This window comes from Bdellovibrio bacteriovorus str. Tiberius (assembly GCF_000317895.1).
In the GTDB taxonomy this organism is placed as follows: Bacteria; Bdellovibrionota; Bdellovibrionia; order Bdellovibrionales; family Bdellovibrionaceae; genus Bdellovibrio; species Bdellovibrio bacteriovorus_F.
The window spans coordinates 253,462-267,472 of record NC_019567.1 but is presented as its reverse complement, the minus strand read 5'-3'; the positions used below and the strand labels follow the sequence as shown (position 1 = coordinate 267,472).

Annotated in this window: 15 protein-coding genes; 10 read left to right on the top strand and 5 right to left on the bottom strand. The window is 49.4% G+C overall.

The features are described 5' to 3' along the window. Window positions 1-70: 70 nt before the first annotated feature. The 3 genes from BDT_RS01320 to BDT_RS01310 all read right to left on the bottom strand — a co-directional run bounded on the left by BDT_RS01320 (window position 71) and on the right by BDT_RS01310 (window position 2,550). Window positions 71-874, bottom strand: a complete 804-nt coding sequence (locus BDT_RS01320; protein ID WP_015089453.1) for a transporter — start codon at window positions 872-874, stop codon at window positions 71-73. Window positions 875-988: 114 nt separating this feature from the next. Beyond that, entirely contained in the window at window positions 989-2,275 is a 1,287-nt protein-coding gene (locus tag BDT_RS01315; protein WP_041576806.1) for a Na+/H+ antiporter NhaC family protein, read from the bottom strand. A gap of 2 nt (window positions 2,276-2,277) precedes the next feature. Further along, window positions 2,278-2,550, bottom strand: coding sequence for a peptidylprolyl isomerase (locus BDT_RS01310; protein WP_015089451.1), 273 nt, complete (start codon window positions 2,548-2,550; stop codon window positions 2,278-2,280). Between the two features lie 51 nt (window positions 2,551-2,601). On the opposite strand from BDT_RS01310, the gene BDT_RS01305 reads away from it, so the two are divergent. Then, a complete protein-coding gene (locus tag BDT_RS01305; RefSeq protein WP_015089450.1) occupies window positions 2,602-3,357 on the top strand; it encodes a substrate-binding periplasmic protein in 756 nt (251 codons plus the stop codon). Here the strand turns inward: BDT_RS01305 and BDT_RS01300 are convergent. After that, entirely contained in the window at window positions 3,354-4,139 is a 786-nt protein-coding gene (locus tag BDT_RS01300; protein ID WP_235046218.1) for a hypothetical protein, read from the bottom strand. The two genes, BDT_RS01305 and BDT_RS01300, sit on opposite strands and share 4 nt — an antisense overlap. 250 nt (window positions 4,140-4,389) lie before the next feature. Here BDT_RS01300 and BDT_RS01295 point away from each other — a divergent pair, with 250 nt between their 5' ends. From BDT_RS01295 to BDT_RS01265, 7 genes are all read left to right on the top strand, one after another. Next, entirely contained in the window at window positions 4,390-6,774 is a 2,385-nt protein-coding gene (locus BDT_RS01295; RefSeq protein WP_051026252.1) for an ATP-dependent DNA helicase, read from the top strand. Window positions 6,775-6,794: 20 nt separating this feature from the next. Beyond that, entirely contained in the window at window positions 6,795-8,336 is a 1,542-nt protein-coding gene (locus BDT_RS01290) for a GIY-YIG nuclease family protein (RefSeq protein WP_148278659.1), read from the top strand. Window positions 8,337-8,530: 194 nt separating this feature from the next. Continuing rightward, the gene (locus BDT_RS01285) at window positions 8,531-8,764 is read left to right on the top strand and encodes a hypothetical protein (protein ID WP_015089446.1); all 234 of its coding nucleotides are present in this window, start codon (window positions 8,531-8,533) and stop codon (window positions 8,762-8,764) included. 124 nt (window positions 8,765-8,888) lie between these two features. Beyond that, a complete protein-coding gene (locus BDT_RS01280) occupies window positions 8,889-9,407 on the top strand; it encodes an outer membrane beta-barrel protein (protein ID WP_015089445.1) in 519 nt (172 codons plus the stop codon). A 154-nt stretch (window positions 9,408-9,561) separates the two neighbouring features. Further along, window positions 9,562-11,001 carry an AlkA N-terminal domain-containing protein gene (locus BDT_RS01275; RefSeq protein ID WP_015089444.1) on the top strand — a complete coding sequence of 480 codons (1,440 nt, stop codon included), beginning with the start codon at window positions 9,562-9,564 and terminating at the stop codon, window positions 10,999-11,001. Then, the gene (locus tag BDT_RS01270) at window positions 10,998-11,483 is read left to right on the top strand and encodes a methylated-DNA--[protein]-cysteine S-methyltransferase (protein ID WP_015089443.1); all 486 of its coding nucleotides are present in this window, start codon (window positions 10,998-11,000) and stop codon (window positions 11,481-11,483) included. The genes BDT_RS01275 and BDT_RS01270 overlap by 4 nt, the downstream gene beginning before the upstream one ends. Before the next feature lie 133 nt (window positions 11,484-11,616). Beyond that, window positions 11,617-11,859 (top strand): AbrB/MazE/SpoVT family DNA-binding domain-containing protein, encoded by a 243-nt coding sequence (locus BDT_RS01265; RefSeq protein ID WP_015089442.1) that lies wholly within the window; start codon window positions 11,617-11,619, stop codon window positions 11,857-11,859. Here the strand turns inward: BDT_RS01265 and BDT_RS01260 are convergent. Further along, on the bottom strand, window positions 11,856-12,620 hold the full coding sequence (locus BDT_RS01260) for a helix-turn-helix domain-containing protein (RefSeq protein WP_235046217.1): 765 nt from the start codon (window positions 12,618-12,620) through the stop codon (window positions 11,856-11,858). The two genes, BDT_RS01265 and BDT_RS01260, sit on opposite strands and share 4 nt — an antisense overlap. 96 nt (window positions 12,621-12,716) lie before the next feature. Here BDT_RS01260 and BDT_RS01255 point away from each other — a divergent pair, with 96 nt between their 5' ends. Both BDT_RS01255 and BDT_RS01250 read left to right on the top strand, forming a co-directional pair. Beyond that, a complete protein-coding gene (locus BDT_RS01255; protein ID WP_041576802.1) occupies window positions 12,717-13,001 on the top strand; it encodes a hypothetical protein in 285 nt (94 codons plus the stop codon). A 116-nt stretch (window positions 13,002-13,117) separates the two neighbouring features. Continuing rightward, window positions 13,118-13,795 carry a hypothetical protein gene (locus BDT_RS01250; protein WP_158320215.1) on the top strand — a complete coding sequence of 226 codons (678 nt, stop codon included), beginning with the start codon at window positions 13,118-13,120 and terminating at the stop codon, window positions 13,793-13,795. The last annotated feature ends 216 nt before the right edge of the window (window positions 13,796-14,011 follow it).

Sequence of the window (14,011 nt, the reverse complement as noted above, 5' to 3'; positions counted from 1 at the left end):
TTGTCCACAAGTGTGCAAATTGTGAATGAAACAACCACGAGGCTTGTTTGTTTACAGGCCTCAGGCCCTGCTACCAAAGCTTGGATTCGATGGACAGATAAACGAACACACCGCGCTCATGTTCCACCGCAGAAGGCCCCAGTCCCAGCAGGGCTCCCACGCCCGGAACGATCTCGGTTTCTTCACCGACATCAAAGGCCGTGCGAATTCCGGGCACCACATAATAAGTCTGCTCGGTAGCTTTGGCGTCTTGGGAAACAACCACTTCGTTGCTGTTCATGACGAACTCACACAAAAGATTTGTTTTTGGGGTGACGTTATAAATCACGCTGGTTCCGAAATTAAATCCAAACACGGTGGCTGTATCGCCTGCCGAATTTTTCGCATCCGGCGTGAATGTGAATCCGGCATTCCAATGATTGGTCCATCGATCGCTCAGGGTGACAGAGACCGCCTGATTAAACTGAAAGCCCGCAACCCCGCTGCCAAAGCCTTTTTTATAGTCGCCAGTGGGAACAATCAGCGTGAATCTGGGTGCGATCGCAATCAGGTCCGTATTCATAAGCTGATAACGATAGTTCAGAAGAACATCCCCGATATTGGTGTCGTCTTCCGCCCCATTCAGTTTCATCACCGGAATCACATAGGAAAACTGGTGATCCATGCTTCCCATGGGAATTTCGTTGGTAAAGTTGTAAGTCCATTCGTTGGAAGGATCCATGTACTGATAAGACTGGATGAATTGCACCACGCCTGGATCCTGATTGTAAGCCTCTTCAATCAGAAACGAATTGTCTTTAACGACTTCCGCGGCCTGAGCAGTCCATGAAGCCACAACGGCCCAGACAACGATGACATTTCTAAGCAATGACATGAGATTCCCCTTTATACTTTGATAATTCTTTCGGAAGAGTCCGAAGAAATCCAACGGAAGGTAATCCCCTGCTTTAAAACAGTATACGACAAAGTGCCTTAAGGATGATGGACATCAGGTCGTACGGCGACTGCGCCACACCATCGAAACAAATGTAAGCGCGCCCAACAGATAACAATAATGAATACTTCCGGCCAGATCCATCGGCGAAATTTTTGCCATCTGACTGGCCAGCAGAATCTGCGCTCCATAGGGAATCACCCCTTGGACTACACAGGAATATATATCCAGAATACTTGCACTGCGTGCCGGGGGAACGCCTTCGGCCTTGGAAACCTCGCGGGCCAGGTCCCCGGTGATGATAATGGCGACCGTATTATTGGCGACGGCAAAGTTTGCCAAAGACACCGAAAGGGCAATGCTGAATTCTGACCACATTTTTTCCAGCCGCGCATTTCGGAACTGCATCTTCTTAAGCAAGGACTTCAGGGTCTGAATGCCCCCTTGCTCTTTCATCATCTGGCCCAGGCCACCCATGACCATTGAAAGCAGAAAAATCTCCTGCATTTCTTTAAAGCCAGCATAGATGTCCTGGCCCAGGCGCAAAACAGTGTAATCGGCAAAGAACAATCCCAGTGCTCCGGCCAAAACTATTCCCAACATCAGCACCAAGAATACATTCATACCCAACAAAGCAAGAATCAAAACCACCGCGTACGGCAGAGCTTTGTAAAGCTCTGCCGAATTCACCGGCACTGCGGTTCCTGATTTTACCGTGAAATACAGAAGAATCATTGTCAGAACAGCCGCCGGCAGACTGATGGCGAAGTTCACCCGGAACTTGTCACGCATCGAAGCCCCTTGCGAACGTGTGGCGGCAATCGTGGTATCGGAAATAAAGGACAGGTTGTCCCCGAACATGGCGCCTCCGACAAGCGCACCAAACACCAGGGTCTTATCCAGGCCTCCAGCAGAGGAAAGCCCCAGGGCAATCGGAGCTAAGGCAGAAATAGTTCCCATCGAGGTTCCAATCGCCGTTGAAATCAGCGCTGCCAGGAAAAAGAAACCTGGAATCATCAGGCTTTCGGGAATCACCTGCAATCCCCAGTAAATCGTGGCATCAACTCCGCCAATGGCCTTCACCACGGAACCGAACGCCCCCGCCAACAAATAGATCATGCACATCGTAAGAACGTTAAAATCCCCAAGGCCTTGCATGAATGTTGTCAACTTTCGGTCAAAGGTTCCCTTCATAAGAACGAAAGCCAGAATCACCGCCGGTAATGTAGCGACCGGAGAAGGCAATTGATAGAAAGCGAAGTCCACTCCCTGCCACAGATAATAGAATCCACTTCCCAAAAAGACCGTAATGAAGGTCAGCAGTGGAAGAAAGGGTCTCATGCCTACTCCGTTCGTTTGATGATGTGATATCCAAATCGGGTGCGCACTGCCTGCGGGGTTGTCTCGTTCACTTTCAGAGCAAAAGCCGCCTCTTCAAAAACCTCGTCCATGCGGCCTTCGGCGAAAACGCCCAAATCCCCCCCAGCACGGGCCGAAGGACACTGAGAATACTTCCGCGCCAGTTCTTCAAAAGTCTTTCCACTTTTCAGCGCACGCAGAATGTCTTCGGCTTCATACTGATGTTTTACCAAAATATGACTGGCTCTGATTTTCATACTGTCCCTTTTAATTTGACGATCACTCAAAGGTTCCTTAAGGTCGTAAATGTGAAGTTCACTTTATTTCTGCTTCTTTTCAGTTTTTCCGCATGGGCAAAACCTGTGGAAGTCCATGTCGGTGGTTATGAATTTCCACCTTATGTGATCAACTCCAGCGGCCGCTACGAAGGCCTGACGCTGGACTTTATCGCATTACTAAACAAAAAGCAGAGCAAGTATCAATTCATCTTTGTACCTACGACGTCCACCCGAAGATACCACGATATGAAATCCGGGCGATATCAAATCATTGCTTTTGAGAGCAAATCCTGGGGTTGGGGCAACGAGCAGGTCGACACCAGTAAGATCTTCCGCTTTGGCGCTGAGGTCTTTGTCGCCAACAAAGAACGCGCCAAGGATCAAAATTTCTTCAACGAACTTAAGGGCAAAACCATCAAGGGCATGCAGGGCTACCACTATGGTTTCCTGGGACTGTCCACCAGCAACAAAGCCTTAAAAGGATTCAACGTTGAATTCACCAACACTCCCGACGGCAACATCCGCTCGGTCGTGATGAAACGTGCCGACATTGCCGTCATTGCCAAAGAATATCTGGATATTTATCTAAGCAAACATCCTGATGATCGTGACAAGATTCTGGTTTCCAAAAAGCCCGATCAGCTTTACGAATTAGGTGTTTTAATCAGCCGCGAAAAAAGCCCTATTTCCACCGTGGAAATGAACCGTCTGATTGATTTGGTACTGACTGATGGCTCCTGGCCAGCCCTGCTGAAAAGCAAAGGCATCAGCGAACACAAGCTTTAATCTTTTCCTTCGTCCCCGAAAATCAAATCCACTTTCAGATAAAGCGTCATGACCGGGGCAAAGTCATCTTTGCGGGCCCAGGCGATTTCGGGCGTGGTTTTCAGGTAAATCCAGTCGATGCTGGTTCTTTGCGTGTAAGTTGACGACAGCACCAGACTGTCGCCGTAAAGGGAATAACCTTCCATCTTGGTGTTAAAACGGAAGTCATAGGACAAAGCCGAATCCGCAGTGAAGGTCTGAATCAACGACGGCCCGTGATGAGTTCCGAATCGTTCATTGGTCATCGCCCAATTGGCTTCGTTGATAAATCGAAATAGCAAATCACGATTGAAAGCATAATCCGTGGTCAAAGACGTGGTTTCTTCCCATTCGTCTTTTTTGGACCAGCGGAACTCCTCATAGAACGAGTTTTCAAAGATTCCCAGCAGGAAGTTTCGGCGCAGACGCAGCTTCACAAAGTAATTCACCGGAATGGTCACAACCAATCCCGCCTCGGTGTTCAGATCCCAGTACCGCTGGGCCTGTTCCTCGGTATCCAGACCGCTTTCCTCGCCGGTGTCTTTACGCGAGAAGTATTTGTCCCGGATGCTTTTTTCCCACTTCTGAAAGTTCGGCAAATAAAGATTTAAAGATGTCGACATGTCCTCGGAACCCAATTCGCCGTCACGGACATAATAGGTCTGCGACACGCGCAGGGTACTGGTATTACGGGCGTCATCTGCACGGGTGTTTCCGAATAAAGCATCGACGCTTTCAGAAAGACGGATCACTCGATTGGACAAACTCGCTCGAGTGTCTTCAAGATAAACCCTGCCCACGGCCATGGATTCCTGAACGACGCCGGGTTTTGGCTGTGTGGGCGGATTTTGAGGTTCTTCGGCATAAACCGGACTGACTAGAAATAAACAAAAAAGAACCGAAAACAACCTCATGGAATCAGGTTAAGGGGCCCACTCACGATTGTCATTACAGGAATCAGCCACTTAACGTGGAACGCCATGGGTCGCTATTACGCCCCGATTATGATTATTTATGAGGGTGAGAAAAGTATCCCTGGATGTCCGACAATTTGCCCTGCCCTGCCCTCGACGCGGAAGCATCGAGCTGCATTCCGGCTATGGCGCCCCTCCGATGAGCGGGCAGGAAATCCATATGGCCATTCAGCGCCGCCGGCAGCGCGAGTTTGACGACTATACTCCGGAAAAGAAAATGAGCTGGGTTTTTGAGGCCGGGCCTTATGAATTCCATATTTCCGGACGTGCCGATGGCATCACTGAAAACCCGGTGCAGATTGAAGAGATCAAAACTGCTTTTGATGTCGAAGAACTTTGGCGCAAGCTTCGTGCTGATGACAATCATCCCTACATCTGGCAGCTGCGCACGTATGGATACTTTCACTACAAGGAAACCGGGCGCATTCCGTTTTTGAATCTGCATCTGGTTTCTTCACGCAATTTCAAATCCATGGATCTGCGCGTGGAGCTGGACATCGCCCACTATGAATTGTGGCTGGCTTTGCGCCTGGATGAACTGGTTGAAGAAACCAAGGTCAAAGAAAAGCTTTTCAAAGCCCGTCAGAAAATGGCGGAAGAAATGTCCTTCCCGTTTGCGACCCCGCGGCCCGGTCAGCGCGAGCTGATTGAAAGCATCGAAGCCCAGGTGGCCGATGAACACCCGTTGCTGGTGCAGGCCCCGACGGGCCTTGGAAAAACCGTGGGTGTGCTTTATCCCAACTTGAAGGACTCTTTGTCGCGCGGGCAAAAGACCGTTTATGTGACTCCGAAAAACTCACAGCACATCGTCGCTGAAGAAGCGGTGGAAAAACTGCAGGAACAAGGCAGTAAGATCCGTTCTTTGACCCTGACGGCAAAAAGCAAAATGTGCCTGAAGGCGGAAACCCTGTGCAATCCGGGTTATTGCGAATTTGCGCGCGAATACTACACCAAACTTGCCGAGCACGATCTGGTGAACAAACTTTCCAAAAAGCGCACACTGACTCAGGAAAAGCTTGTCGAAATGGGCAAAGAGTTCGAAGTCTGCCCGTTTGAACTTTCCGTCGAAGCCATCGAGCGTGCTGACGTCGTGATTGGTGATTACAACTATGCCTTCGCCCCGCGCAGTCTGCTGGGCCGTCTTTCCGAACCTTTACTGGAAGCCGGCGAAAAACCCAATCTGGTGATTGATGAAGCTCACAATCTGCCCAGCCGGGCGCAGGACTATTTCTCGCCATCTTTGAGTGTGCAGGAACTGGATATTCTGGAAGGTGATTTCACAAAGCTGCCGCCGACGTTTTCTTTGCAAGCCGGGTCCTTGATCCGCAAAGCCAAGTCGCTGATACAAGAGTATGGCGAAGACGGCGGTTCCCGCAAAGTCGACATTGATATTGAACCTTTCCTGGATCATGAGCGTTCGATTCGCGCCCTGACCACGGAATACCTTGAAAGCGAAACCGAAATCATCACCCGTGATCCGATGCTGCGCCTGATGAATCTGTGGAGCGACTTTATTGCCGCCCTGGAATACAGGGGGCCGGAATTCTTTACGACTTATCAAAACAGCCGTTTCACGGAAATGCTGAAAGTCACCTGTTGCGATGCCTCTGAGCAGCTAAAGATCGCCTATAAGCAGTTTAAGAACGTCGTGGCATTTTCAGCGACCCTGAAACCATTTACTTACTATCAGGAACTTTTGGGGTTTGATCTGGAAAGCTCCAAAACCCTGGAATTCCAGTCACCATTCAGCCCTGAAAACCGTCAGTTGATGATCATCCCGCAGATTTCAACTAAACTGAGCGACCGCGTGGTCAGTTCGGGCAAAGTGGCCGAGGTCATTTCCCGGGTCACACGCGTGAAGGCTGGAAACTACATTGCCCTGTTCCCAAGTTTTGAGTTTTTAGCACAAGTTGAAAAACAACTGCAGGTGCCGCATCTGCGTGTGCTTCGCCAGGAACGCGACATGAAGCAGCTGGATGTGCAAATCTATCTGGAAGAACTGAAAGCCGCCAACGAACCTATCTTGTTGTTAGGTGTGCAAGGCGGTGTGTTTTCTGAAGGGGTCGACTTCCCGGGCGACATGCTGATCGGGGCCTTTGTCATTGGACCGGCGTTACCCAGCTTTGATTTTGAGCGTGAACAGATTCGCACTTACTTTGACGGCCGCTATGGCAAAGAAAACGGTTTTAACTATACCTATGTATATCCAGCCATGGCCAAAGCCATTCAGTCGGCAGGCCGGGTGATCCGATCTGAAACCGACAAGGGTGTGATCATCCTGATGGACAGCCGCTTCTTGAATCCGGTTTACGCCGAAGCCATGCCCCAAGGCTGGTTTAAGGACAGCCCGCGTGAACTGGTGTCGCAAAAAATTCTGGCTGACCTTGAAACCTTCTGGAAAAACAGCGAAGCGCCATGCTCTTAAAAGATCTTCCTGTTTTCTTTTTGGACTTACAAACCACGGGTGCCAAGCCCGGCGCTGCCGACATTCTGGAAGTGGCTTGGTCATTGTCTGACAAAGACGAAGTTCACAGCATGCTTTCCGCGCAAGCCGAGGACCGCCCGGTGCCTCGCCGCATTTTATCCCTGACCGGGATCGCCGCGGAAGAACTTGAAAGTGCGATACCACTGGCTAAAATCTTTGAACGCCTGTATCTGGATATTCAAGATCGTCCGGCGGTGATTCACTTTGCCCAGTTTGAAAGACCCTTTCTGAAAGCGGCCTTTGAAACTTTTGAGCGCAGCGAATTCCCAATCATCTGCACCCATGAAATTGCCAAACGACTTTTCCCCAACCTGCCTGCACGTGGAATCAAGGGACTTGCCGGATACTTTGGTCATGCTTCGGGTGAATTCAAGCGCGGCGCAAGCCACGTTGAAGCGACGAAAATTATCTGGCAACACCTGGTGAAAGAACTTGAGGCCAAGGGCATTTCAACTTTCGTGGATATGCAGACCTGGTTATCCACCGAAGCCCCGAAGAAACGCACCAAGTATGAGTACCCAATGGCCAAGGAAAAACGCCTGAACCTGCCGAAGGTGCCGGGTGTGTACCGCTATGTCTCGCAATGGGGTGAAATCCTTTACGTCGGCAAAGCCACCTCCCTGCATGACCGGGTGAACAGTTATTTCCGTGGGCAAAAAGGAAGAGACTCTTTCAAGCTTGAGATGCTGACTCAAGCCTATGATCTGATCGTGACAGAATGCCGGACACCACTTGAATCCGCTTTGCTTGAAACCGACGAGATCAAAAAATACAACCCTCGCTATAACATCAGCTTGAAAGCTGGAGAACGCGGTTTGGTCTTCTTTAGCCGCGACTTCACCTCGATGAGTCCGGAACAGGATGACGAACACAATATCGGACCTTTTTCGAACGCCTTGGTTTTTGATTCTATCCTGAAACTGAATGAATCACTGACTTCGGAGGAACAGAGCTTCAACCCCGAAATGTTCTTTGAACCTTTGGATGCAGAGCTTTTGAAATCCGGTTTTGCTCTTTTCTGCGAGCGTTTGGGAAAAAGCCCGGATGTGTTTAAGTCCTTAAGGTCTATTTTTGCGCAAGGTTTGATCTTTGTGAAAAATGCCCCTGACGAGGAAGAAGACACCGAGCTTAGCGCGGAACAGGAACCAGAATCTGCCGAAGCCGTTAGCGATACCGCCGAAGACGTCGAGATCGAACTTACATCCGAAGACATCGCTGACAAATTTGAACGGCACTTTAAACGGGCGGCGCACGCCTATTTGCGCGCCCGCCGTATGACAAAGCTTTTAAACTGCGACATCGAATACTCACTCAGCGCCAAGGGTAAAAAATTCCAACTCCACTTGCGCGGTGGATATCCGACCCCAGAGCCCACCCTCCAAGAGCGCAACACCTGGAGCGGGCATTCCGTAGACACCTATGACCGCATGGCCGTTCTGCTGACCGAACTGGAACGAGTTCGCAGCAAAAATGGCCAGGTTTCAGTCCAGCGGAAATATTGAACTTCGAGTCCGATTCTGTAGCAAAATAGGACACCATTTCTAAAACGAAATACAAATTGGTCGGAATTTCTCCTCACGAAAGGGAACTTTTGCCCCGAAATTTGGGCTGTTTTTCGTCAGAACGATTTTAGGCTGTGCTCGCAGTTGGAGCCGATCCTGCATTAGTCATTCAACAGATACCAAGGGGTTGTAGAATGATGAACAAACAAATCTCAAAAGAAAATTGGAAGAGTTTAAAAGCCGAGCTGCGTGCAGCGTGGGATGAACTGTCCATGGAAGAAATCGAAAGCACCCACGGAAGCATCAAAGCCATCTTCGGATTGGTTCAACAGAAATGCGAACTTCACGAAGAAGAAGTGAAATCCAAACTGATGACTTTACTAAAAAAGTACGAGTATCCACCGACTCGTTTCCAAAAAATTTCCTAACAAACGGTTTGTGTCACCTCCATGACGCATCCTAGGGGTCCCTCTGTTTCCTGCATTCTTCAGAGGGACCCCGACTCCTCTCCCGTATAATCACAATCAGAAAATCACAACAAGGAGAAACACCATGAAGAAGAATCTGATGGTTCTATTTGCCGGCCTATTGATCGCGACAGGCATTTCCACTCTGGCTCAAGCCCAGACTGCTGAAGACATAAAAAACGGAACAAATAACGTAAAGCTCTTGTTGGGCTCCACTCAAGCCGCGGTAAACTTTGGCGTTGAGTACGAGCGCCGTACTGGCACTTTCGGGTTGGGCGCCATGCTCATGCACTCCACGAAAAACTCGGATGCGAACAAACCCGAAAGCACCACCCTGGGCGCCTTTGTGGCGTCTCACCTGTATGACCAGAATGATCTGGATCTTTACATTTCGCCAGGGGTGGCGGTGACCAACATGGATCAGATTCAAACATCCGGAGATGATGAAACCCTGTTTGGACCGACTTTGAATATTGGAGCGACCTACACCATCAATCCAACTTGGGGTGTGGGTTTCGAGTACCTGACGATCTATAACTGGTTCAGCGACAAAACCGCAGACCACTATAATTTTGCGAATGCCGTGCTTTCATACAACTTCTAGCTGATGAATTGAACCTGACTTATTGATTGCCAAAACTCGACTTGAAAGGGCTCTGGGGCCACGACCCAGGGCCCTTTTCGTTTTTAGAAGCACCTCAATCGACCATGTCCGAAAATGGCTATAGTCAGCCGTAAAACCACGCTATACTGGCGTCATGAAAAAGGATGATATTTTCTATAATGCCATGCTGGCCCGGGATCCGCGTTTTGACGGCAAGTTTTTTATCGGAGTCAAAACCACAGGCATCTATTGTCGTCCAATTTGCCCTGCAAAACCCAAACGTGAAAACGTCGAGTTCTTTTCAAATCACTTGGCCGCCGAAAAAGCGGGTTATCGCCCGTGCCTGCGCTGCCGCCCGGAAAGTGCGCCCCAGTCCCCGGCCTGGATTGGGAAATCTGCCTTGGTCCGTCGTGCAATCAAGATGATCGACAAAATTGAAACTCTGGAATTCAACGAAGACCAATTTGCGGAACTATTTGGCGTGAGCGCTCGTCACTTGCGCCGGCTTTTCATCGAAGAGGTCGGCAAAACCCCGAAACAACTTTCATTTGAAAACCGCCTGAATCTGTCTCGACAGCTAATCAGCGAAACGGCGCTGCCTATCACCGAGGTCGCCTTTGCGGCCGGCTTTAACTCGATTCGCAGATTCAACGATGCCTTTAAAGAGCGCTTCAAAAAAAGCCCCTCCGAGATCCGCCGAAAACCAGTGAAGAATGAATCCACGCTAAGTATCCGTCTGGCTTATCGCCCCCCGTTTGATTTCAACGGTCTGCTGCACTTTTATCGCTCTCACGCGGTAGGACAGCTGGAGTGGTTTGAAGGCGGCGTCATGCACAGAATCGTCGAGGTGAACGGCAAAGTAGGTCAGATCACCCTGAGCGACCTGCCTGATGAATCTTGTGTGAAACTGGAAATCGACTTCCCCGACACAACAGCCTTGCACACGATCATATCCCGCGTGCGCAGTCTTTTGGATCTGGATTCAGATCCGGTGATTATCGCCAACGTGCTTGAAACCGACAAAGACATGAAGGCCTTGCTGAAGAAACATCCGGGCATCCGGTTGCCTTCGTCCTGGGATCCTTTTGAGGTCGTTGTCGCTGCCATTCTGGGACAGGTCGTGAGTGTTGAACGGGGCCGCGCGCTGGTAAATGATTTAATCGAACTTGCAGGCAGTGACTCAGGACTTTTGCGGGATGGAAAATCTGTGCGCCTATTTCCGACTCCTGCCCAAGTGATTAAAACAGATCTGAAAAGTTTAAAAACCACCACCCGCCGCAAAGAAACTCTGGTAGCCCTTTCCAGGGCCCTGATCAACGGCGAACTTTCGCTGGAACCCACCCAGGATGTGGATAGTTTCGTGGAAAAGATCCTGAGCATTCCCGGGATTGGCCCGTGGACAGCCAGTTACATGGCATTAAAGGCTCTTCGTCACACCGACGCCTTTCCCGCCACAGATTTGATTATTGCTCGTGCGATTGCCGAACATCCCAAGACCAAGTTTGAAAGCTTCAGCCCATGGCGCGGTTATGTCGCCGCCTTATTGTGGCGCGAATATTCCCACGTCTTGAAGAAAACCCGGAGAAAGAAATGAATCAGCTTCAATGGAAAATGAATTCCCCGTTAGGGGATCTGTATCTGGTCGCCTCTGAAAAAGGCCTGCAATCCCTATATTGGAAAAAGACTGCGGGGATTCCACTCGCCTCGTCCCTTACCGGGAAAGACGGTGCCATTAAGATTCTTAAGCAAACCGAAACCGAACTTGCCGAATACTTCAAAGGCCAGCGCCAGGATTTCGATGTCCCATTGGATGTTACCGGCACTGATTTTCAAGAATCTGTCTGGAAGCAGCTTAAGAAAATTCCTTACGGCAAGACCGTGTCTTACACCGACATCGCCCGCCGGATAAAAAAAGAAAAAGCGGTTCGCGCTGTAGGAACCGCCAATGGCAAGAATCCGATTTGTATCATAGTCCCCTGCCATCGAGTGATTGCCGCCAGCGGAAGTCTGGGCGGATACTCTGGAGGATTGGAACGCAAAGAAGCTTTGCTAAGACTGGAATCGACATATTTTTAAATAAGAAGACAGGTTGTCCGGATCAAACGGGGTGCCTCAGAAACAGACCAACGGATTGTTTTACAAGCTTGGAACAAGACTATTGGCGACAATGGCAGCCCAGCCCCCTAAAATAAAGGGACGGAGAACATCAATGAGCAAATCAGGTGCAACTTCAAAAGCGTCCCGTAAAAACCAAACCACAATCCCGGCGCGCGTACGTCAGGCTTTGGGCATCGCCAAAGGCGACACCCTGTTGTGGACTGTGAACGGTGACGAAGTGAATATCCGTATCATCAACCGCAAACAGGTTGATTGGACAAAAACATCTGAACTGTCTTTGCTTGAATGGACTGCCGAAACCGAAAAGCCGAAAGAGCCCGAAGCCGGTCTTTAATCTTTTAGTTCGTACTGCTGCCAGTTTGTTTCAAACGGCGCAAATGCATATAACCATCTTACAGACTGCAGTTGATCTGCTGATAAAAGATTTTTATCGCGCAACGCTCGCGCGCGGTACTTCGCGCCGAGGGCATGAATTTCCTCCACCAGCTCGGTGATGCTTGTTCTGGAAAGCTCCACTTCAGCAGAATGCATGCACACATCTTTGTTCTTTAAAACCACATCGACGTGATCCAGGAACTGCATAATCTGCGGTCGCAGAATCGCGCGGGCCAGGGGGCCTTTGTGTTGAAAGCGAATATTACCAACAGCTTTGATGCGAACCTGATTTTCGGGAAGAACTTCCAACAATCCGAATTGTTCGATTTTACGAAGGACCTTGAACATCTTCTGACTTGAAAGCTTCCAGATTTCGGCCAGCTTGTCGGGACTGACTCCGCGATGAAGTGCTCTGAAAATTCCAAACATGGCCGGATTCGCCGCAAAAAACTTTTCCTGCTCTTCACTTAGAACATAGTCGATTTCTTTATCCTGATTCGCGAGTGCCGCCAGATCAAAGAATGAAATCCTCACAAGATCACAAATCTTAAAGACCGTTTGCAGGTTGCAGTTCTGGGTTGAGAAAAGTCTTTTGACTGTGACTTCAGACACTTCCATCTGAAGCGCCAGATCCGCATAGGTGATCTTCTTGGATTTTAAAACCTCTTGAAGGCTTTTAAGCAGCTTTTTGGCATCGGTGTGTTGGCTAATTTGATCCATATTCATAAATTTAGTATCACCAATGGATACCAATTTAAACATATTTGATAAAAGTATCTAATTTTGACATTTCTAATTCCAACAAGGAGTTATCAAATGATCAAAGTACTTATCCACACGGCCCTTATGGTTCTGTTCAGCGCTACGGCTTTGGCAGGCTGGATTCCACCAAAAGAAAACGTGGCTTACTGGTGTTATCAAGGTTGTATCGATGATGCCTACACCAATCACTACGAGTGCGTGGCCGAATGCTATGGCGGCAGAAAACCGAAAAAAACGAACAACAATCAATACATTCAAAGTCTGATCCCGGCTGAAACTCAGGCTGCAGCTTGCTGCTCTTGGGGTGAAAACATCCAGGGTTGCATGCCCGGTTGCTAAACAGCCCGCGCCGGCAATAGTAAGAAGTTGAAAGGGCAGATCAGGGACTGGTCTGCCTTTTTACTGGCTTATAGTCGAGTATCAAATCCCGTCCGAAATCTGCCGATTAGTTTGTCATGCTAAGAATACTTTTAATCTGCATGGCCGCCACTTTCGTGTCTCAACTTACTTTCGCTGATTCCAATCAGGTGAAGGACTTTGGCTTCGGCCTTACCCACGACGAAATGGTCGCTCAAGGGTACAAGTCCGTCGTGAAATCCTCGGGCAACGAAATCTACGAAAAGAAGACCAAATCTGAATTCAAGAAAATTGTGTCGCTGAAAAATGACTACGTGTCGACGGTCTACAGAAATAAAACCGGCGTGTACCTGCAATACACCAAGCTGGATGAAAAAGGCGACGTACTTGGAATGGCCGAATGCAAATTCCAAGTCGAAAATAAAACCACCGCCTGTGACGTACAGACCAGTGAAATCTGCCAGGAACTGATTGAAAAAGTGGATTCAGGTTCTTACGGATTCGATCTTAAAAAAATCGAAGAGTGCGCCGACCTGTCCGCCAAAATCAGCTACAACAGAAAAAGCGCCGACGACTTCATGCCCGAAGTAGAGAAAAAACTAGGAGCCGTCTTCCCCGGCATCCAATCCGGCATCAAAAAATCACCGGCAGTCTCCCTGCAAACCCTGCTAAAGGACTACGCCGCCTGCAAGAAAGCAGAAAAGCACTTGGCAAAACCAACAGAAGCCAGAGCAGCCAAAGCCCCGACAACAAAAGAAGACCAAGGCTCACACTAACAAATCTCCCTTTCCCAATGGGCAAGCGCAAAGCGCAAGCCCCCCCCAGCACAAACAAAGGGGGCGAGGTTGTGCCCGCGCTAAAAAGTGCCAGCGGCACTTTTTAGTGTGGAGCATGCGGGAGGCTCTCACCGCGAAGGCGGTGAATGTCGACCGCTTAGGATTATTGGGCTCGATGCCCAATAATCCGCGTCCCGACAAAGCCAGCAAATTTCT